The sequence below is a fragment of the Desulfobacter latus genome, assembly GCF_013389365.1.
GTDB lineage: Bacteria > Desulfobacterota > Desulfobacteria > Desulfobacterales > Desulfobacteraceae > Desulfobacter > Desulfobacter latus.
The window spans coordinates 50672-71528 of sequence record NZ_JACADJ010000013.1; the positions used below are offsets into that span (position 1 = coordinate 50672).

Annotated in this window: 16 protein-coding genes and 1 tRNA gene; 8 read left to right on the forward strand and 9 right to left on the reverse strand. The window is 46.5% G+C overall.

What is annotated here, in order from left to right; genetic code table 11:
• Positions 1-43 precede the first annotated feature (43 nt).
• The 3 genes from HXW94_RS06020 to HXW94_RS06030 all read left to right on the forward strand — a co-directional run bounded on the left by HXW94_RS06020 (position 44) and on the right by HXW94_RS06030 (position 4515).
• Positions 44-3286, forward strand: a complete 3243-nt coding sequence (locus HXW94_RS06020) for an AsmA-like C-terminal region-containing protein (RefSeq protein ID WP_178365999.1) — start codon at positions 44-46, stop codon at positions 3284-3286.
• Positions 3283-3735 carry a regulatory protein RecX gene (locus tag HXW94_RS06025; RefSeq protein WP_178366000.1) on the forward strand — a complete coding sequence of 151 codons (453 nt, stop codon included), beginning with the start codon at positions 3283-3285 and terminating at the stop codon, positions 3733-3735. Before HXW94_RS06020 ends, HXW94_RS06025 begins: the two co-directional genes overlap by 4 nt.
• A gap of 363 nt (positions 3736-4098) precedes the next feature.
• Entirely contained in the window at positions 4099-4515 is a 417-nt protein-coding gene (locus tag HXW94_RS06030; protein ID WP_178366001.1) for a PilZ domain-containing protein, read from the forward strand.
• Positions 4516-4521: 6 nt separating this feature from the next.
• Here HXW94_RS06030 and HXW94_RS06035 read toward each other — a convergent pair whose 3' ends face one another.
• Positions 4522-6429: a peptidylprolyl isomerase gene (locus HXW94_RS06035; protein WP_178366002.1), complete on the reverse strand. Its 1908-nt coding sequence runs from the start codon at positions 6427-6429 to the stop codon at positions 4522-4524.
• Between the two features lie 186 nt (positions 6430-6615).
• On the opposite strand from HXW94_RS06035, the gene HXW94_RS06040 reads away from it, so the two are divergent.
• Positions 6616-6691, forward strand: a tRNA-Ala gene (locus tag HXW94_RS06040).
• Between the two features lie 328 nt (positions 6692-7019).
• Here HXW94_RS06040 and HXW94_RS06045 read toward each other — a convergent pair.
• From HXW94_RS06045 to HXW94_RS06055, 3 genes are all read right to left on the reverse strand, one after another.
• Complete coding sequence (locus HXW94_RS06045) at positions 7020-8438, reverse strand: Do family serine endopeptidase (RefSeq protein WP_178366003.1); 1419 nt, start codon at positions 8436-8438, stop codon at positions 7020-7022.
• 61 nt (positions 8439-8499) lie between these two features.
• Positions 8500-9927, reverse strand: a complete 1428-nt coding sequence (locus HXW94_RS06050) for a sensor histidine kinase (RefSeq protein ID WP_178366004.1) — start codon at positions 9925-9927, stop codon at positions 8500-8502.
• The gene (locus tag HXW94_RS06055) at positions 9920-10600 is read right to left on the reverse strand and encodes a response regulator (protein ID WP_178366005.1); all 681 of its coding nucleotides are present in this window, start codon (positions 10598-10600) and stop codon (positions 9920-9922) included. Before HXW94_RS06055 ends, HXW94_RS06050 begins: the two co-directional genes overlap by 8 nt.
• Positions 10601-10940: 340 nt before the next feature.
• Here HXW94_RS06055 and aspA point away from each other — a divergent pair, with 340 nt between their 5' ends.
• Positions 10941-12803 (forward strand): aspartate ammonia-lyase, encoded by a 1863-nt coding sequence (gene aspA, locus HXW94_RS06060; RefSeq protein ID WP_178366006.1) that lies wholly within the window; start codon positions 10941-10943, stop codon positions 12801-12803.
• Here aspA and HXW94_RS06065 read toward each other — a convergent pair.
• Complete coding sequence (locus HXW94_RS06065; RefSeq protein WP_178366007.1) at positions 12800-13798, reverse strand: YhdH/YhfP family quinone oxidoreductase; 999 nt, start codon at positions 13796-13798, stop codon at positions 12800-12802. The genes aspA and HXW94_RS06065 overlap by 4 nt on opposite strands.
• A gap of 62 nt (positions 13799-13860) precedes the next feature.
• Positions 13861-14448 (reverse strand): TetR/AcrR family transcriptional regulator, encoded by a 588-nt coding sequence (locus HXW94_RS06070; protein WP_178366008.1) that lies wholly within the window; start codon positions 14446-14448, stop codon positions 13861-13863.
• Positions 14449-14653: 205 nt separating this feature from the next.
• On the opposite strand from HXW94_RS06070, the gene truA reads away from it, so the two are divergent.
• Positions 14654-15415, forward strand: a complete 762-nt coding sequence (truA, locus tag HXW94_RS06075) for a tRNA pseudouridine(38-40) synthase TruA (RefSeq protein WP_178366009.1) — start codon at positions 14654-14656, stop codon at positions 15413-15415.
• Between the two features lie 70 nt (positions 15416-15485).
• Here the strand turns inward: truA and HXW94_RS06080 are convergent, their stop codons facing one another.
• From HXW94_RS06080 to HXW94_RS06090, 3 genes are all read right to left on the reverse strand, one after another.
• The gene (locus HXW94_RS06080; RefSeq protein WP_178366010.1) at positions 15486-17270 is read right to left on the reverse strand and encodes a chloride channel protein; all 1785 of its coding nucleotides are present in this window, start codon (positions 17268-17270) and stop codon (positions 15486-15488) included.
• Between the two features lie 11 nt (positions 17271-17281).
• Positions 17282-18595 carry an aminotransferase class I/II-fold pyridoxal phosphate-dependent enzyme gene (locus HXW94_RS06085; protein ID WP_178366011.1) on the reverse strand — a complete coding sequence of 438 codons (1314 nt, stop codon included), beginning with the start codon at positions 18593-18595 and terminating at the stop codon, positions 17282-17284.
• 133 nt (positions 18596-18728) lie between these two features.
• Positions 18729-19001, reverse strand: a complete 273-nt coding sequence (locus HXW94_RS06090) for a PxxKW family cysteine-rich protein (protein WP_178366012.1) — start codon at positions 18999-19001, stop codon at positions 18729-18731.
• Between the two features lie 370 nt (positions 19002-19371).
• Between HXW94_RS06090 and HXW94_RS06095 the strand changes: the two genes are divergently transcribed.
• Positions 19372-20355 (forward strand): KpsF/GutQ family sugar-phosphate isomerase, encoded by a 984-nt coding sequence (locus tag HXW94_RS06095; protein ID WP_178366013.1) that lies wholly within the window; start codon positions 19372-19374, stop codon positions 20353-20355.
• Positions 20352-20857 (forward strand): 6-phosphofructokinase (locus HXW94_RS06100; RefSeq protein WP_178366014.1); only part of this gene is annotated, 506 nt, incomplete at its 3' end. The genes HXW94_RS06095 and HXW94_RS06100, both read left to right, overlap by 4 nt.

A 20857-nucleotide genomic window follows, 5' to 3' on the forward strand; every position in this document is an offset into this window, starting at 1 on the left:
TTGATTACTATTTAATGAGATTTTATAACCTGAATGCATGGTCATGAATAAAAAACGCATACTGCGCATTGCTGTTTTTTTTTCGGTAACCGTGACCGCCTGCGCAATAACTCTGTTCTTTACCATTACCCCGTTGATCAACACGAAGCAAGTCAAAGCGCATCTGACCAAGGTTCTTCAGGAAAAGACCGGCATTGACGTCCGGTTCAATCAATTAAGGTTTATTTTTACCCCCCTACCAGGTATCTGCATAACAGAGATATCAGTACAGATTGACCAAAGAAACCAGGTGACAATCAACAAAGCGCGGGTGGAACTGGATCGAGGCCGGCTGCTCAAATTAAACACGGTTGTAAGGCGCATCACCCTTGAATCCCCTGAACTGATCCATAACAAAACTGTTGTCGAAAAAAATAAATTCACAGTGCCACCGGATTTGGCCACATTAATACAGAACGGATTTGACCGATTGCTTGATCACCCCCTCGCAGATGCAGACCAACTGGATATTATCGTAACCAATGCCCGGTCAAATTATTTTAACACCATGGACTGTCGGGTTCGGATAACAGGCCGGGAACGATCTGTGAATATCAAGACGCAGATATCCGGAATTCGATTAAAAACAAATCATATCCCAAGACTTGCGTCCGCACTCAACGGCCGAATAACAGGTCTTAATATCCCACACATGGCAGTGGACTGCCAACATGATGCGAACACCTTTCTTGCAGGCAATCTTAAAATCGCATCCCTTCAGGCTGACCTTGACGTACCCAATGACCACAGCATTGACGCAAGGGAACTCGACCTTAAATTTGCCCTGTCAAAAAAGAGCGTGACTGCACACCTTGCCCCTTTGACACTTGTTTATCCCAAGGGGCGCGTTGAAATAGATGTATCCCTTCCCCACGGACAAGAGACATCACGCATTGAATTTATCGGAGAGCATATTGATATCAGGCAGGCAAAACAGGTATGTCTGCCACTTCTCAACTGGCTTAAAACACCGCGAATCCTGTTTGATATACTCAGGGCAGGAATCGTTCCAAAGGTTACGGTGGGGTTTAAAAGCAAAGACAGACGTCACCTGTTTAATGCAGAAAATCTCTTTATAAACGGCTGTGCTGAATCGACCACAGTTAAAATCCCCCATGTACCTGTCATTGTTGACAATGCCTCGGGCTGTGCTGAAATGCAAGAGAACGTGTTGAGCATTCACCTGAAAGGCGGCCATGTGGGAAAAACCGTTATCACCGATGGTGACCTTGATATCAATTTGACCCATCAACCCACCAACATTCCCTTTTCAGGTCAAATCCCCCTGAAAGTCGATTTAGCAGAACTTCCTGAAACACTTATCTCTTTGTTACCGGATACGGCACTTGCCCGGGAAATCTCAAAAATATCCGATCTGAGTGGCCGGGCAGATGCGATTCTTGCGTTAAATAAATCCCAAGGTCCAAAAAAACTGGCGGTCAAGGTCACAGCAAAAAACATCCAGGCAGACGGGAACTACCAGCGCATGCCGTTGCCCATTCATATTGACGGCGGCTCTTTTCTTTTGGATAAACAAAGGATTATTCTCAAAGGCATGTCAGGGGCTATAGGAAACAGCAGGATATCAAACCTAAATGCCGGTATAGACACCAAGGATTCCGTACCTATAAATATAAAAAATCTGGCCGCCAATATCATTCTGGAAGAGGTGGCACCGTTGATTGATCTTTTCCCTGGCGCGAGAAAGAAATTTGACCCGGTTAAAAATTTATTTGGAATCATGGAGATTAAAAATCTTAGAGTTAAAGGTCCCATGTTCTCGCCGGATCTGTGGCAGGTTCACATGATGGGCCGGATAACAAACGGGGATATTATATTTTCAAACAAGCGCAAAGGGATATCCGATATATCCTGCAAATTTGACGCAAGCCCATCAACAATCAAACTGTCTGACATTGCCTGCACCATTAACGCGCTCTCCTGGCTTAAAAAAAACATTTCACCGGAATATACCCAAAGTATTATCCTGCCTCTGACATTGACCCGGGGACAGTTTATGAGACAGGCAGGCGCGTGTCTGTTTCAGGGGGAGTTACTCACGACCTCAGGTGCAAAGATATCCTTCATGGCAGACGGTTCTGCCATGGACAAAATGCTTCCTTCAAACGTGCAAATAGCAGATGGGGAACGAAGCGATGCGGATATAATATTTTACAAACAGCCGGATATGCCCAAAATTAATTTTTCCGGAAAACTGGATAAAACAACCCTGAAAAATATACTTCACCCGGATTCGTATCTTTACCGCAGACTTCAGGTGGTAACCGGTAAAAATGCGCTATCGGTTTCAACGGACAAAACACGCAACATCATCATTACCGCAGACAAGCTTAATCTTGATCCCTTTTTGTCCCGACACAAAATATCTGCATCCGATCGCCCCCCGCGCCCCCTGGTAAAACAGAAACAGATTTTTCTCAATATCAATTCACTGATTTATGACCAGCGGCTATACCAAGAGGTTCAGGCAAGGGTAACAATTAATCAGCCGACCACGGATATATATATTACCCATGCACGCTTTTGCGACCTTGAACTTTCAGGACAGATAACCGTCGATCATGTCGGAGACAGGCCCAGGGTTTCAACCCACATTTTTTTTAATACGGATCAGGCAAAGGAGGTGTCGTTCTCAATCGGTTGCCTGACAGGAAGCCAAAGTGTGATTAAAGGAAGCTATACACTCGAGGGAAAACTTTCCGGCGGGGCACAGACCCTGACCCAAGTAATATCCAAACAAAACGGGTATCTTAATTTCCAGGCGCAGTCCGGCCGTATATTTAAAGCCACGCTGCTTTCCAGGCTTTTATCAGTACTCAATATTTTGGGGGACACAGACCTGCAGCAGCAAGGATTCGGATTTAAAACATTCACGGCCAATGCAGACATAAAAGAGAGCGTGGTGCATATAAAAAAAGCCTTTATTGATGCAGACAATATGGCCATCATTGCTGATGGATGGGCAGATCCGCTAAATGATGCCCTTGATATCACCTTTCTGGTGGCCCCGTTTAAAACCATTGATACCATCATTAAGCAGATTCCGATTGTAAATACGATGCTTAAAGGCCGTCTGGTCTCTTTGCCGGCCAGGGCCTATGGAAAAATATCAGACCCCATTGTGGTTCCCCTTCATCCGTCTGCAGTGGGAAAAGGATTACTCAACCTGCTGGAAGATCTGATTACGACACCCGGCCGTCTAATTGAAGGCATGAAAAAAAAATGACTGTTGAAAACGCATACCAAAAGGCCTTAGGATATCTATCAAAAAGCCCTAAAACCATCCGACAAATGAAAGCATATTTGACGAATAAAGGATATGATCCCAACATTATTGAGCAGGTTATTGCACAGTTGTCAAACTTTAATTACCTTGACGACAGGGCCTTTGCACGCCAGTTCATTGAAAGTCGAATCCGTTACAACCCCAAATCCGTATTTGCCCTTGAATTTGAACTGCGCAAAAAAGGCATTGACCCGGCACTTACCGGAGAATTGTTAACTGCCTACAAAGACGAAGACCTGGCATTAAAGGCCATTGAAAATAAAAAGCAAGCCTGGCGCCGGCTGAATGAATCAGATCGCAGAAAAAAGATGATGAATTATTTGCGATACAGGGGGTTTAACTACAGTGTATGTCAAACTGTATGGCAGATATTTGAAACAACGTCATAGAACTCGATAGTATAGGAATTTCCATTTCCCATTTCCCAGCACCCAGCACCTAACAGCCAGCCCAAAGGGCACTAATTTAATAATTGAGTAGAATATAGTCACCCCATAGCCGCAGAAATTTTTTCTCAATTTAACACTTTATTTACACAATTATTACCAAATAAATTTCATATTAACTTAAAAAATTTATATTAATCCTAACAAGATCAAAATAAAATTTTTTTGCTCATTCACGATTATCGTCGCTTAAAACTTAGTAGGAGTTAATATAAAACCATAAATGACTCTTTAGGTATGAATATTGCATATACAACCGGTAGGATAAACAAAAAATTTTTAACACAGAATGTTGGAACTTTACTTATGGTTGGCAGAAAAAGAACCATCGAACGTCGAAAAAACAAACGATATAAAGCGGTAGAGGGTGCTTATGCGGCCATCAGTCCCAATTCAAATAAGATCGGTCAAATCATCGACATCAGTATGGGCGGACTGTGTTTCAAATATATAAACACCGAAAACAAATCAGCAGAACCTTTCAATAGAAACGAAAGGTCTATTTTTTTAAGCAGTATGGGATATTATGTCGGCGATCTTCCCTTTCAAACCATTGCCGACTATGAAATAACGGATAAACCGTCATTCAGTTCAATGAAAGTTAGAAAGCGCCATGTTAAATTCACCGATCTTACGTTCAAACAGCTGTTTGATCTGGATTATTATCTAAAAAATAATGTGTCCGAACAGATAAAACCACTTCCCTCTCAACATGAATCATGATGAGACTCAATTAATAATGTCTCTATTTATGCGTATCTCAACCTTCTCTTTGCGTGCCGCCAACCATTGAGAATAATAGTCTTGTTGCTTTCGGGTTTCAAGTTGCAGCTTAACTTTGTCAAGATTCTCGGCAATGGCAGCGGCATCAGGTGTCTGTTTTTCCTTCAAACCAATAATGTAAAACCTCCCGGAAGCCTCAAGAACCTTTTTATAGATACGATTTTTTTCATCAAGGGTAAAAGCGGCTTGTGCAATAGCCTCTGATCCGGAAATACCGGGAACAACAGCTTTATTGCGGGTAAACAGCGCACTGGATTCAACCTTGAGCTGGTTGTCAGCGGCTAATTCTTCAAGACTGTCAGCATCACTTCCTAATTTTTCAAGCATTGACTCAGCAGCTTTCTTCGCGGCCTGTTTTTTCAGGCCGGTTGTCAATTTAACAGCAATTTTATCTTTTACAACTTCATAGGCAAGCAGTTTGGGATCTATCTGTTCAAGCATATGTATCAGATAATAATTATTTCCGATTTTCTTGACGTCACTGATCTCATCGTCAAGCAGGGAAAAAGCTGTGCCGGCAAATTCACCGGGATTTGAAATCCCCAGATCCTTAAGCTCGGTTCCCATGGCAGTAAAGGCAGGCGTATTTACAGGCTGTTTCGCTGCAACCAAGGCAACCTGTTCAAAGGAATCACCGTCAAGCACGGCATCATAGGCATCCTCAGCCTTGTTATATGCCAAATCTTGAATCTGACTTGCAGCCAGTTCCTTTTGAATCTGTGCCCTGGCGGTCTCAAAAGGCGTCAGGGTTTCAGGCGTTTTATCCGTTACTTTAATAATATGCCACCCGAAACGGGTTCTTACAGGTTGAGAGATATCACCTGGATTCATGGCAAATGCGGCATCCGCAAAGGGTTTTACCATACTGGTTTTGTTAAATCGCCCCAGATACCCGCCGCTGGTGGCCGACGGTCCCTGGGAATAGGTCTTGGCAAGTTCTGAAAAATCTGCTGCGTTGACGGCTTTTTCATAAACATTTAAAGCTTCTGCTTTAGCCGTAGCCACAGCCTGTTCATCCGCATTTTCATCCACCTTTATCAGGATATGACTGGCTTCAACCTGTTCCGGTGTGGTAAAACGGCCCGGGTTCTGATCGTAAAAATCCCGGATTGAAGCTTCATCAATCGTAACCTGTTCCTCAAAATCCTCCGGCGCAAACACGAGAAAGGTCACTTTGCGTTTAGGCTCAGACATGTAGTGATCATGATGATCATCATACTCGGAACGAACCTGCTCTTCACCAACAGCGACATCAGAAAATGTTACCGGATCAATCAGAACATAATTGATACTGGCTTTTGTGTTATTGAACGCATACCAGGCCTGGGCTTCCCGGTCTCCTACGGTTATACCATTAATCACCATGCGCTGGAGTTTATTATTCCTGATAGCGTTACGCTGCATTGCTTCAAAAGTTTCAGGGGTCATGGCGTTTTGTCCAAGTACCCGCGTGTACAGATCCATATTAAAGACACCGTCTTTTTGGAATGCCTTGACTGAAAGCAAATCTTGTTTCAGCTCACCGTCAGATACAACAATATTCAACTTTTGGGCCTCAATTTCCAGAATTTTTTGGTCAATCAGGCTGTTCACCGCATGCTGCTTAACATTCAATGATTTTATCAAGTCATCATCTAAAGAGGTGCCGAACTGTTGCTGAAGGCGCTGGATCATGCGCTGATAGGCATCACGATATTCCGAAAAAGTGATGGCCTGGTCATTAACCGTGGCCACCTGATTGTGTTTGTCGGCATTCATACTGCCGACACCTAAAAATACAAACACAATAACAATGATGGCCAGAAAAGACTTTATGATCCAATTTCCCGTATTTTCCCGAAGGTAACGCAGCATTCCTGTTTAACTCCTTGACCTGTTTAGTTTATTGGAACTTTCATATAAAAAGTATGAAATACTATCGCTTCACACCAACTTGTGTCAATAACTATTCTAAGTCTGCCGTTTTCATTTATCTAAAAAAATATTTTTTTGTATTGACACACCATGCGGTTTCTATTATACATCTACCCACTCTGTTGTGGGGCTGTAGCTCAGCTGGGAGAGCGCATGGCTGGCAGCCATGAGGTCAGGGGTTCGATCCCCCTCAGCTCCACCATACTAAAAAATCAAGCCGCTGTTTTACAGTGGCTTTTTTTATTATTATATTCTTCTCTTCTCTTCTTTTCTCTTCGCCTTGATCCTCAGGTTCACTATTTTTTGTATTATCCGTGATCTGCAATCAGCAGTATGGCAAAACGGGCTGCCTTGAAACAGGCAGCCCGTTTTAAAAAAGGAGGGAGATTTTTCCGCTGGTTTGATTTATCAACGATTGTTACCGCATTTGCCGCAACAGCAAATTATCCAGCGCTGATTTATAATTTAGCACCTGAACATGACCTGAATATGACACCAGTATTATCAAATGGTAATTTATTGACAACGCTCTATTTTTTAAATCGAACCACAAATATCTGGGAGTTTCCCCGTCTGAACAGCATATGGGCGGTCTCGCCTTTCTCTATCTTACGCATTACTCGAGTATAGTCACTTATGCCGGTAATTTTTTTATGGTTTATTTCCACCAGCAGATCCCCGACTCTGACGCCGGACATTGCTGCCTGGGACCCCGGATCAATGCGGGTCACCACAAGCCCTTTGATGGATGATGGATAACCAAGCTGATCAGCCAGCTCCTCATCCAGGGTTTTAAACATAAAGCCCAGGTCATCAAAGCGATTGCGTTCTTCTCCGAACTGGGAATTTTCCAAGCTATCCGGGCGTTCACCAAGTTTAACGGTAAACGTTTTATTTTTTCCCTGGCGAATTACCTCAATATCAGCCTTGGACCCCACCTTTAAACCGGCAATGGTCAGGGTCAGATCCCTGGATGAGTTGATTTTTTCACCCATAACACTGATGATTACGTCACCCTGACGGATGCCGGCCTCATAGGCAGGATTATCTTCATAGGCTTTTGCCACGTAAACACCTTCACCCGGCTCCAGATTATAGTATTCACTCATCTCCCGGCTGACATCCTGGATAGAAACGCCCAGCCATCCCCTGGACACGCGCTTGGAATCCTTAAGTTGATCAATAATACTGGTGGCAAGATCAGAAGGGATGGCAAAACCAATGCCCTGGCCGGATTTGATAATGGCGGTGTTAATGCCCACCACCTCACCGTCCATATTCAGCAACGGTCCGCCGGAGTTACCCGGATTAATGGAAGCATCGGTCTGGATAAAATCATCATAGGGGCCCGAGCCGATGATCCGGCCTTTGGCTGAAACGATGCCCGCGGTCACTGTCTGCTCAAGACCAAAGGGAGAACCAATGGCCACGACCCAGGAACCCACCTGGGCATCCTTGGAGGAACCGAATGTCAACGGTTTAAGATTCTTGGCATCAATCTTGATCAATGCCAGGTCCGTTACAGGGTCTACGCCGATGATGCGGGCATCATATTCCTGGTCGTCATGAAGGATCACCTTGACCTGGTCCGCATCTTTAATCACATGGTTATTGGTTACAATGTAGCCTGCCTTATCAATAATAAAACCTGATCCAAGGCTGCTTTCCGTACGGTTTCTCGGCATACGCCCAAAGGGACTGAAAAAGTCCTCCAACCCCGGCTGGTTGCCGAACGGGGACCCGAAAAAATGCCGAAAGACCCGACCACCGCCCTGGATTGTTTTTACGGTCTGGATATTCACCACACCGGGCTTGGCTTGTTGGGCCAGTTGTGAAAAAGTTGCCGGAACCATCCGGGGCTGCGCACCGGACAGGGCGGGAAACGCCCAAAGGCCAAAAAGCATTAGACACGCAATAATCATTCTGATTTGTTGATCCACAAGTTTCATTTGTGTACCTCCGTTTAAAAAAATTAATGTACGCCTAAAAAATAAAACACAAAGATAATTTTTAAATGATCTTAAAATTACGATGCGGTAATGTCACGATAAAAATACTGCCCCCGTTTTCAGAGGGTTGCACTGAAATTGAGCCCGCGTGCTGTTCTATAATGGTTTTGGCAAGACTTAACCCCAATCCTGTGCCCGGCGTTGTCCGGGAAGATTCTTCCCGGAAAAACCGCTCAAATATCTTTTGACGGTTTTGTGGGTCAATCCCGGGTCCGGAATCTTGGACCTGAATTTCCACCAGTTCTTTGCCGCAAGCTTGCAGCGTCAAATGAATGCGGCCTTTTTCAGGGGTGTATTTGATGGCATTGTCAATCAGATTGGCAACGGCGCGCTGGAGCATACCGGCATCCCCCTGTATCCACAACGCCTTATCCACCTGCCGGGTAAAGGTAATCTGCTTATCTTCGGCCAGGGGTGCAAACAGATCCCAGGCGTCAATAATCATGGCACTTAAATCCACGGGTGCGCATTCAAAGTCAGCCTCCCCGGCCTCGGCCCGGGAGATGACCAGCATAGTGTTGATCATGTCCAGCAGATGATCGGTCTCTTCAATGGTGTTCGCCGCCATGGTCCGGTAGGACTCGATATCCCCGGCCGTTTCCTGAATCAAGGCCAGTTCCGCAAATCCCCGGATCCGGGTCAGCGGACTTTTAAGGTCATGGGCAATGTTATCAGACATCTCCCGCATACTTTTTACCAGCGCTGAAATCCGATCCAGCATCTGGTTAAATGTCACCGCCAGCAGATCCAGCTCGTCCCGGCTGCCGGATTCCGGAACCCGTTTGTTCAGATTGGATCCGGTGATGGTGCTCGCTGTCGCCCGGATAGCCGCCACACCGAGAAGGGCCTCCCGGGATAAAAACATGCCCGAAACAGCTGAAAATAAAATAACAAACCCCATGGAAATAGAAAATATTTTCTTGAAACCCGATAAAAACCGGGAATATGCATTCATGGCAAGGCCGGTATGCAAAATAACATTGGACGCCACAAAGGTATACATCATCCTGGCGGTCTGTTTCTGGCCTGCAATATGAACCGTATTAAACACCGTAACCCGGGACGTCATCAACCGGTCCATCATTTCCTTGTTGATGCGGACATCTTTCCAATAGGACATGGATGAGGATGCAAAGACCTCGCCTGTGGGATAGAGCAGCCTGAAAAAAATCTGCTTTTCACCGGCGGCCTGGGCCTCAATGACTGCCAGGTTCTGGGCCCCGACAATCCCCCCCCGGCGGATGACCGTACGGAAATAACCGGCCTTGTCTATGAGTTCCTGATCCACCTGATTCATAATGGTCTGGGTGGCAAGAAAATAGAACAGGCCGAACGCCACACAGGATGAGATGGAAAAAATACCTGCATACCATACAGTCAGCCGAAAAGCGATGCTTCTGAAAAAACCGGTGCGGAAAAACTCAGGCATCCTCTGCCTTTAATACATAACCGGCCCCCCGGACCGTGTGAATCAGTTTGCTTGCATATCCCTTGTCAATTTTATCGCGCAACCGGCAGATCCGGGCTTCCACCACATTGGTCATGGGATCGAAATTATAATTCCAGACATGTTCCATGATCATGGTTTTAGAGACCACACGCTCCCGGTTGCGGACCAGATATTCCAGCAGGGAAAATTCCAGGGGCTGCAGCTCAATAAAATCATCCCCGCGCTGAACCCGGCGTTTGACAATATCCACACTTAAATCCCCATAAGACAGGGATACCGGTTCGGTGCTGTTCCCGGCCCGCCGGATGAGGGCCTGAACCCGGGCCAGCAGTTCAGAAAAAGAAAACGGTTTGGTCAGGTAGTCATCCGCGCCGGCCTCAAGGCCCTTAACCCGGTCCCCTACCCGGCCCCGGGCGCTCAGTACAATAATCGGCGTATTTTTGCCTTTGGCGCGCAATTTTTCTATCAGGGCAAATCCATCCATGCCCGGCAGCATGATGTCGATGATCAGGGTATCAAAATCCGCACCCAAAGCCATATCAAGGCCGTCCGGGCCTGTAGCGGCCACATCCACGGCAAACCCGGATGACTTTAACCCCTTTTCAACGAACCTGGCGATCTTTTCATCATCCTCAACCAAAAGCAGTCTCATGGCATTGTCATCCTAAATTCAGGGGTGATACTGATAAATGCCCCGGGGCCGAGCACCTCAATCCGGAGCCCTTTTCCGTAATATTTCATAAATTTATCCTTGGTACGTTAATTTATTGTGTTTCGTTGATAAAAAATATTATTATACTCCATGGCTATTAATCAATACCGGGGCTATTTTTTCGCTGTTTTGTGATACCATAATTTTATTGAGTTACTCAAAACATAAGCGCCTGTTTAAAAATTATGTTCTCCAATCTCTCTTCAGTAATTCTCAAAGTATTCTCTTTCCTGCGTGCTTTTTTCTTGCTCTTTATCGCAGTTATTGGTAGGAAAATTTCATGCTGATAGAACAAAATATTATCAAGCTGGCCGCAAAAGCTACGGGTATCACTGAAAAGGATCTGGCAACTTTTTTTGCCGAAGGCCGGGAGCAGGTGTACCGGTCCAATGAATGGATATTCCACGAATCAACCCCCCGAAGATGGGCTGGTATTATCCTCAAAGGCGAAGTGGAACTGGTACGCGGGCTGCATGGATCTTCACGCAAAGTCGGATGCATGACGGCAGGGTCCATAATCAGCGAAAGTGCATTTCTGGGGGATGATACACACGTCAATGGTGCGTTTACCCGGAATGGTGTGAGAATCTGGCAGATATCCCGGGAAAAAATTGATGCGTTTAGAGAAACTGAGCCTGATTTTTTTTACAGGATCGTTTCCCGGATTGCCGTCAGCATTAACCGCCGCATGCGCATACTTAACGATAAAATTTTTGAAAACAAAAAAACCGATAATGTGGTCACAAGCGGTTTTCGCCTGGAACATGACTCCCTGGGATCCCGTGACATTTCCAATGATGTCTATTACGGCGTACAGACCCAACGCGCCATGGAAAACTTTGCCATCTCCGGCGTACATCTCAATAATTTTGAGCACATGGTCGAAGCGCTGGCCATGGTCAAAAAGGCTGCGGCCATGGCCAATCATGAATTGGGCAGCATTGATCAGGCCCGCATGGAAGCCATTGCCCGTGCCTGTGATGAAATTCTGTACGGCAGACTGCACGACCAGTTCACCGTTGACATGTTTCAGGGCGGTGCCGGCACCTCCACCAATATGAACGCCAATGAGGTGATTGCCAATCGCGGGCTGGAAATCATGGGCTATAATAAAGGCGAGTATCAATATCTGCATCCCAATGATCATGTTAACTGCTCCCAGTCCACCAATGACATCTACCCGACGGCGATAAAGCTGGCGGTACTGCTCGCCAAAAAAAATCTGGTGCACGCAATGGAAAAACTGCGTAACGCACTGGAAAGAAAGGCTGAAGAGTTTAAAAGCGTACTGAAGATGGGCCGCACCGAAAATCAGGATGCCGTTCCCATGACCCTGGGTCAGGAATTCAGCGCCTATGCGGTTATGATTGACAGCGCCATCAATTCCATCGACCAGGCAGCCGAAGCATTTCGGGATGTGAACATGGGGGCCACAGCCATCGGTACAGGCATAAACAGTCCGCCGGGTTATGCCACCCTGGTGGTGGAGAAGCTTACCCAGGTCAGCGGGTTTCGGTTGCGAAGGGCCAAGAACCTGGTGGAGGCCACCCAGAATGCCGGCATTTTTGTACACATGTCTGCCAATCTCAAACTTGCGGCGGTACAGATTTCAAAAATCTGTAATGACCTGCGCTGGCTCTCTTCCGGACCCCGCTGCGGACTGAATGAAATTAATCTGCCCCCCATGCAGCCCGGATCTTCCATTATGCCGGGAAAGGTCAATCCGGTGATCCCGGAATTGATGAACCAGATCTGTTATCAGGTCATGGGATATGATACGGTTGTATCCATGGCCGCCGAAGCCAGTGAACTGGAACTGTGTATGGGCGAGCCCATCATTGCATTTGATCTGCTGCACGGCATGATGATCCTTAAAAACGGCTGTATCACACTGGTCGCCCGTTGCATTAACGGTATTGAGGCGAACCGTGAGATGTGCCGAAATTATGTTCAGACCAGCATTGGACTGGTCACCGCGCTGGTGCCGGTAATCGGTTATGAACAATCCGCGGCCATTGCAAAGGAAGCGCTCAAAACAGGCGCAAATGTGTATGACCTGGTTCTGGAAAAAGGGGTGCTTACCCGGGCGCAACTGGATGACATGCTGCACCCGGAAAATATGACCGACCCCAGGGAGATTTAGAGCATATTCACAACCACACGCCCCTTACTGCCGCGTGCGAGCATTTTGTCAATCCGCCGGTCCAGCTCATTGAGCGGAATCTCTTCCACAACCGTTTCCATCTGGGTAATCTGCCATTCCCCTGCAAGCTTATTCCAGGCCTTTTGCCGAAGCGCCATGGGGCAGTTCTGGGAATCAATCCCCACCAGAGTGACACCACGGAGGATAAAGGGGTATACATTGATGGGCAGATCCGGAGAGGCAACGTTTCCGCAGGTGGTCACCACGCCGTTGGCGCTTATGGATTTAATGGTCGTGGCCAGGAGATCACCGCCCACAGCATCAACGCTTCCGGCCCAGCGTTCGGAAAGTATTGGCCGGCCACTGGTATCCACGGCATCCTCAATGGCGATGATACGCTGGGCACCAATGGATTTGAGGTAATCGGACCGGTCTGTTGTGCCGTTAACAGCAGCTACGGTATAGCCCTGTTTGGCCAGAATCGATACGGCAATGCTGCCGACACCGCCGGTGGCCCCGGACACCAGAATTTCACCATGCGCCGGTTGTACGCCGTGGTTCACCAGGTGCAGTATGGACAAGGCGGCTGTCAATCCGGCCGTGCCGTAGCACATGGCCTGCCGCAGGCTCAGGCCATCGGGCAGCGGGACCACCCATCCGGCCGGAACACGGATATACTGCCCAAACCCCCCGGCCGTATTCATCCCGAGATCGTAACTGGTGACAATCACCTGGTCACCGATTTTAAAGGTGGGGTCCGTACTTTCCGCCACCACTCCCGCGGCATCAATGCCGGGTGTATGGGGATATTTTCTGGTAACGCCCCTGTTTCCACTGGCCGAAAGCGCATCCTTATAGTTCAGTGAAGAATAATGAACATTAACCAGCACATTCCCTTCAGGAAGATCCTTTATCTGCCGCTGAACGATGTCACGACGATATTGTTTATTCCCTGCTTCCGAGACCACCATGGCCTTGAATGATTTTTCCATCATTATAAATCTCCTTTATGGCCTTCTCATGGAAGGCTTTTAATAATAACTGCCCATGGGGCATTTTATGATATGCACAAATTATCAAGATATGCGGCAAGGGCCTCCATGGCCTGATCCAAATTGGTTTTGGACTTGTCCGCGGTATACATGACGCAGGCGCCTAACAATCCGGAAAATACAACCTCAACCACCCCATCAATATCCACGCTCTCTTTCAGCATTCCAGCCAACCGTTCCTGTTCAAGGAAACGCCTGAGCATGGATTTAAACCTGCCAAAGCCCTCACTTACCTCGGCAGCCAGATGAGGGCACTGGTCACTGAGTTCCACGGTCAGGTTGATGAAAATGCATCCGCCCGGGAAATTAGTGCTGTCAGCCAGGTAATGGTCTTTATAGTTCACCAGAATATGTTTAATTTTATCCACAGGCCGCTCAATGGCCTCCACGCCGGACAAATTCCGTTCACGCCAAATTTTGCGGGCCTGGCGGAGCACTTCTATGAACAAGTGTTCTTTGTTCTTGAAATGGTTATAAAGCCCCCCCTTGGATGTCCCCACGGCATTTATAATGTCTGCCGTTGATGTGGCCATGAACCCCTTGGTTGAGAATTGGCGTAATGCCTCAAATATAATTTTTTCTTTAAGCGTCATGTTGTTTCCTTAAGGCTCACAATAAAAAAAGGGAGACCGGTCGGTCTTTTTAGGACATAACATAAATCAAAGCCCTATACTTTTCAAGGAAAATATTTCTTGATCAAGATCAAATCAAAGTTTATACTTTTAAATATGAACTTTAAAGATTGGATTTTTTTTAAAAAAATTCAGGCCATAGTCTTTTTTGCCGATTCCTTGATATATGACGAACATACCATATGCGCCGGCTAATAATTTCAAAATTGTGGTGGCCTATGACGGCACCGGTTTTTTCGGGTGGCAGCGCCAAACCGACAAGCCCACTATCCAGGGTGAGCTTGAACGTATATTATCCATGATTCTAAACCAGGACATTAAAATTCATGGCTCCGGACGCACGGATGCAGGCGTTCATGCCCGGGCCCAGGTGGCCCATTTCCATGCAAAAACCCGTCTGACTCCGGATATCATTCAAAAAGGGGTGAACAGCCTTATGTCCGCGCCCATTGTGATTCATAATTGCCGGCTTGCAGACCCTGATTTCCATGCCCAGTACCATGCTCGTTCCAAAGAGTACCGGTATTACATATTAAACAGGGAAATCCCCACGGCCATCGGGCGGGATTATGTATGGCATGTAAAGCCGTTTCTGGATATTGACGCCATGAATCTGTGTTGTGAATCCCTTGTGGGCGAACATGATTTTAAAGCCTTTGAAAATACGGGCAGTCCACGATCTTCCACTGTAAGAACAATTTTCAGTGCCCGCTGGACAAAAAAACCTTACGATCGCCTGGAATTTTGTATCTGTGCCACAGGATTTTTAAAAAACATGGTCCGCAATATCGTGGGAACCCTGAAAGATGCCGGTACAGGGCGAATCAGTCCGGAAATGTTCAATACAATACTTTATTCAGGTGAGCGCCCCCTCGCCGGGGCCACTGCGCCGGCAAAGGGGCTGTTTCTGCATAACGTCAATTATTAACGGATTGCAGGTTTTGCGCTCTAATATTCCGTGTATTCCGTGGTTTTATAAACAGCGAGCCGTTCAAACATTATTTTTCTGACTCCCGGATTCGGTTCACATGAAGGTTATAGTAGGCAATGATATCACGGCGGTAAAGCATGCCGATAAATTTACCCGGATCATCTTCATCGACCACAGGCAGCGCATCAATGTTTTTCTTTGTCAGTTTAAGCAATACTGTGTTTAAATCTTCAGACAACGTGGTTGTAATCATATTGGATACCATAATATCCTTCATGACGACCAGTTGCTCAAGCTCACTTGAGAAAAGAACCTCCCGGACATCTGTGGAGGAAAAAATGCCGCATAATTCCCCCTGGTCTTTCATAACGGGAAAATAATGTTGTTTGGTGGTCTGAAATATTTTTTTAAACTGACTGAAAGGCATGTCCTGGTTCAGGCATCTGACATTCTTAATCAAGTGTTTGAGTGTTTCCACTTTTATGGTTTGAAGAATATCTATCATAACTTCACCGGCATGAAGCGGCGAATCAACGCGAGATTTTACCTGATTTTCATAAATAGACCATTTTGTCGACAAAAGATAACACACCGAACAAACCAGAAGGCTTGGCAGTAGAAGATGATAGGAGTTGGTCATTTCACTGACAAATATAATGGTGGATATGGGGGTGTTGGACACCGCCGTAAAAAATCCGGCCATCCCCACGATGACAAAGGCGCCGGGCTGGGTTACGACCGTGGGCATAAACATATGAAAAAATTGCCCCACGGCCCCGCCCATGGCGCCGCCGATAACAACCGAGGGCCCGAATACACCGCCGGATCCGCCGGATCCAATGGAAAAAGAGGTGGTAAAAATTTTTCCCAGGGCCAGCCCCAAAAGCACAGGGAGGGCCAGCTGGTTGAAAATGGCGTCCTGGGCCATGCCGTATCCAAACGCCAGGGTATAGGGCATAAAAAAACCGATGATGCCGGTCACAAGCCCGCCAACGGCAGGTTTGATATGATTTGGGATCTTCAGCGCCTTAAACAGATTTGTAATCCCGTAAAACACTTTAATATATAAAACGCCGATGAGAACCAGAACGACGGCCAATGCAAGATAGGGACCCAGTTGTAATGGATTATCAAATTTAAAGGCCGGGGATTCAAAAAGCGATCCCCACCCAAAAAACAGACAAAATGTACAATAGGCCACCACAGAGGAGATACCTGCCGGAATAATGACCGAAGACTCGAATTCAGGATCACGGTAAAGCACTTCTGCGGCAAAGAGTGCGCCGGCCAAGGGTGCTCTGAAGATACTGCCCACACCGGCACCAATACCTGCGGCCATCATGATGCACCGCTCCCGTTCAGACAGGTTGAACCGGGTGGCCAGAAAAGAACCGAATCCGCCCCCGATCTGGGCAATGGGTCCTTCCCTGCCCCCTGAGCCGCCGGTGGTCAGCGTGATAGTGGACGCAATGGTTTTAATAATTGGAATCCGGGACCGGATAATGCCGCCCTTGTGATGAAAGGCGTCTATTGCGGCATCCGTGCCATGCCCCTCTGCCTCCGGGGCAAAGGTATAAACCAGCCATCCGGAAACAAGCCCCCCCAAGGCCGGTAAAAATAATAGCACCCATCTGTTGAAGGGTGTATCGGTGTGGGGCAGCAGCAGATGTTCGCCTGCAGGTCCCTGGGGCCTGTATCCGGCCATCATGTCCATGAAATAGTGCATGCCAAGGCCGCACAGGTAATGAAACAGAACCGCCCCAAGGCCTGACATGACGCCTATCAAAACAAAATAAAACACCCATTTGAAGGCATATTTAAAATCGACATTACTTTTTTTGCTTATATTCATTTAAAAAAGTTTTACGTTCTCAAATCATTGATTCCTGAAAGAATAGTATCAAATAACGTTTTCACATCCTTTTCCTCCAGACATGAAAAAGCCACCCGAAGATTGTTTTCGCCAATGGAGATCAGACCGGTACCATAATTGTCAAGCAGATGAAATCTTAACGCTTCTGCATTCACACCCTTAACACGAATGCACAAAAAATATCCGGAATTGAAAGGATAAACATCAAATCCATCCGCATATTTGGGATCTTTGAGTACCTCTTTGATGGCAAACGCCCGGGATTTGAGCAGGTCAAATTTCTCCTGTTTGAGACGCCCATAATTTTTATCTTCCATAGATTTGACAAGAATGGTCTGACTTAAATGGGAACAGTTTGAAATATTGCCCCGGATGCATCCGGCGGTCTTTTGTTCCAGGGCCTGATATACCCCTTCAAGGTTAGCATCTGCGGCAACCCCGTAAGTGGTAAATCCGGTTCTGAGTCCCATGACATAATCTTCCTTGGTCGGCCCGTCAAGCTTGACAGCCAAAAGCCGACTTGTTTTACCGGCAATTTTGGCAAACAAAGACTCTTTGGCAGATTCCTCTTCAAAAAACAGTCCAAAATAGGCGTCATCACAAGCGGCCACGACATTTGTACCTTTTTGTGCGACATCAATGAGAATTTCTGCAACACAGGCCGCCTCTTTCTTGCTCAGGGTATACCCGGTTGGGTTGTGGGGGAAATTAAGCATAACAACAATCTTGTCATTTTGTGCCGCTTCTTCCCTGATAACCCGCTCAAAATCATCCAGGTTAAAATGGGTCATGGCGTCGTTATAGGATTTGTATTCAGCAAACCGGGCACTATTGCGGACACGAAAAATCATATTGTAATTACCCCATATCATATCCGGCATGACAATAACATCGTTGGCATTTACCCACATCTCCGACAAGATGGAAACCCCATGAGTAATGCCGGAGGTGACGACAGGCAGACTGACGGTAGTTCCTTGAAGTGACGGATTCTTAACATACAGTTCCTTACGCCATTTTTTACGCAGTTCAGGTAACCCGAATGAGGACGCATAGGGTAGATAATTATCGGGATCAATCTGTGTGATGTACTTTGTCACCGAAGAAAGACTGAAAACGCAACTGCCCTGCCTTGCGATGCCGATAGTCGCGTTGACCTTGTCCGCCTTTACCTTTGCTTCAGCGCTCTGGGTTAAAATACCTTTTGGGAAAAACAATCTTTTTCCCATGTCAGAGAGCATTTCATATACATGGGGAGCCGCCTGTTTAATGATGTTATTCAATTCCTGGGCAATAGGATTCATGATTCGACCTGTAAGTTATAATATTATCCAATTCAATAATTAAATGTTTGTATCTAAAAAAAAAACCCTGCAGCCAGACCTAAGGACGTCCAGGAAAAACTGCAGAGTTTTTACATGCATTGAATCGGTTGCGTTATCTTCGTTTGGATGCCTTGATGGGGTTAAGTTTTTGTTTTTTAGTTTCGGTGGCGGTTTTAACATGGGTGGCCATATTGCAAGTGCCGTTTTTCCACTTCAAAGCCGGATCAGGTGCCGCAGTACAGTAAACGCCGGTGGGAAACTCGGCACTTCTCTGGCATCCCTTGCATTCATCAACAATAGGAAAGCAGCTGCCTTCATTATAGCTGCAGCCCTGGGCTGTCATGAACACACATTCCTGGCCTTCTCTAACAGTTGTACAAATCATAATCGTCTTCCTGCTGTTTTATTATTTTATAAGAAAGTCTATGTAATCTACACAGATCCTTCAGTTTCTGTTGCGGGCTGAAACATGGTGAAAAGTCAGGTCAGCCCGTGGCTATTATATCATTTGGGCAGTGGCATTTATTTTCAAATAAAACCGGTCTTATATAAACCGGTAGAAATAAACCGTCACCACCTATCATAATGTTCCTTTAATTGTCAACTAATTATTTTTAAACAAATATTTGTTCTATGGTATATTTGATTTCTGTCTCATGCGCTCTTGTGGGCAGATCTTTTCTGATGTATATTGTAGAAATTTAAAATTCCATAACCTTAACCATATCCAGCCCAATAATAACCTGAGAAAACCAATGATCATAGACGATGCTGTTCAAGTTCTAAAGATGGAAGCCCAATCTATTCTGGATCTTATTGAAAAACTTAATATCGATTTTCAAACCCTTGTCAATGCAATCTGTAATGCAAAAGGACGGGTCATTCTTTCGGGAATCGGAAAATCGGGTTTAATCGGAAGAAAAATCGCAGCCACCTTAAGCAGTACAGGAACCAATGCCATGTTCCTTCATCCGGTTGAGGCGGTTCACGGGGACCTTGGCATGGTCAGCCGAGATGATATATTCATTGCTATTTCAAATTCCGGTGAAACCGGAGAACTCAACCAACTTTTGCCGGTAATCCGACATGTGGGGTGCAGAATCGCAGGGTTTACGGGGAAGCCTGAATCTACCATGGCGCAACTTTGCGATATGATCATAAACACCGGTGTAAAAAAAGAGGCCTGTCCTTTGAATATGGCACCGACCTGTTCAACCACAGCCCAACTGGCCATGGGCGATGCCCTGGCCGTGGCCCTGATTAAAAAAAAAAATTTTAAAAAGGCTGATTTCATGCGCTCCCATCCCGGCGGTGCCCTGGGACAGCGCCTGTCAGGCAAGGTCAGTGACCTGATGCTTGAAAAATCAGGCGTGCCTTTTGTACAAACAGGCGCCACCATGGCCCAGGCCCTTGCCTGCATGGATGCCCATCGCCTCGGCGCTGTTTTTATTCTTGATTCAGTTGATAAACTTATGGGAATACTTACGGACGGAGATGTACGGCATTGGATTGCAAAGGGGGGGGGGACAACCGACACCCTTTTTGTGGATGAGGTGATGACCCGCTCCCCAAGACATCTATCCCCTGATTCTTATCTGTATGATGCCCTGAATTTAATGGAAAAATATGAAATCACGGTGTTGCCTATCCTTGGGGAGAGCGGCTGTCTTAAAGGGTTGTTGCATCTCCACGATATCCTGGGAAAGGGAACCTTTAAATTTAATGGAGGTAATCAATGAAACGTATGAACATCAACACCACCATTCCCGTTTTAGGCCCTGCCCGGATTCAATCGCCCCTGGTTTCCCGGGGGGTGGCATGTGACGGTAAAACCCGGTTTATGAAAGATGAATACAGAATCAGCGTTGATGTCAGGGTTGACCGTGTTGCCGGAAAAAACGAAGAGAACATACTCAGTTTTGAACAAGCCGGTCCCCGCGAAAAAATTTACTTTGATCCCAGCAAACTCAAGTGCGCGGTGGCCAACTGCGGAGGGCTGTGCCCCGGACTGAACGACATTATCCGATCGATAGTGCTTGAATTACACCATGTGTATGGCGTCAAAAGTATTTATGGCATTCGCTACGGGCTTCAGGGTTTTATCCCTGACTTCGGCCATGACCTGATTGAGCTGACCCCCGAACGGGTATCAGGCATTCAAAATACCGGTGGGTCTATACTGGGCTCTTCCCGGGGGGGGCAGGATATCGGGGAAATTGTAGACTGCCTGGAACGTATTGG

What these genes read in the sequence shown, in the direction of transcription:
- HXW94_RS06095 (WP_178366013.1), top strand. Translation starts at nt 19,372, where the DNA reads ATGATCATAGACGATGCTGTTCAAGTTCTAAAGATGGAAGCCCAATCT.
- HXW94_RS06085 (WP_178366011.1), bottom strand. Translation starts at nt 18,595, where the DNA reads ATGAATCCTATTGCCCAGGAATTGAATAACATCATTAAACAGGCGGCT.
- HXW94_RS06025 (WP_178366000.1), top strand. Translation starts at nt 3,283, where the DNA reads ATGACTGTTGAAAACGCATACCAAAAGGCCTTAGGATATCTATCAAAA.
- HXW94_RS06050 (WP_178366004.1), bottom strand. Translation starts at nt 9,927, where the DNA reads ATGCCTGAGTTTTTCCGCACCGGTTTTTTCAGAAGCATCGCTTTTCGG.
- HXW94_RS06035 (WP_178366002.1), bottom strand. Translation starts at nt 6,429, where the DNA reads ATGCTGCGTTACCTTCGGGAAAATACGGGAAATTGGATCATAAAGTCT.
- HXW94_RS06020 (WP_178365999.1), top strand. Translation starts at nt 44, where the DNA reads ATGAATAAAAAACGCATACTGCGCATTGCTGTTTTTTTTTCGGTAACC.
- HXW94_RS06065 (WP_178366007.1), bottom strand. Translation starts at nt 13,798, where the DNA reads ATGATGGAAAAATCATTCAAGGCCATGGTGGTCTCGGAAGCAGGGAAT.
- HXW94_RS06055 (WP_178366005.1), bottom strand. Translation starts at nt 10,600, where the DNA reads ATGAGACTGCTTTTGGTTGAGGATGATGAAAAGATCGCCAGGTTCGTT.
- HXW94_RS06080 (WP_178366010.1), bottom strand. Translation starts at nt 17,270, where the DNA reads ATGAATATAAGCAAAAAAAGTAATGTCGATTTTAAATATGCCTTCAAA.
- aspA (WP_178366006.1), top strand. Translation starts at nt 10,941, where the DNA reads ATGCTGATAGAACAAAATATTATCAAGCTGGCCGCAAAAGCTACGGGT.
- HXW94_RS06045 (WP_178366003.1), bottom strand. Translation starts at nt 8,438, where the DNA reads ATGAAACTTGTGGATCAACAAATCAGAATGATTATTGCGTGTCTAATG.
- HXW94_RS06090 (WP_178366012.1), bottom strand. Translation starts at nt 19,001, where the DNA reads ATGATTTGTACAACTGTTAGAGAAGGCCAGGAATGTGTGTTCATGACA.
- HXW94_RS06070 (WP_178366008.1), bottom strand. Translation starts at nt 14,448, where the DNA reads ATGACGCTTAAAGAAAAAATTATATTTGAGGCATTACGCCAATTCTCA.
- HXW94_RS06030 (WP_178366001.1), top strand. Translation starts at nt 4,099, where the DNA reads ATGGTTGGCAGAAAAAGAACCATCGAACGTCGAAAAAACAAACGATAT.
- truA (WP_178366009.1), top strand. Translation starts at nt 14,654, where the DNA reads ATGACGAACATACCATATGCGCCGGCTAATAATTTCAAAATTGTGGTG.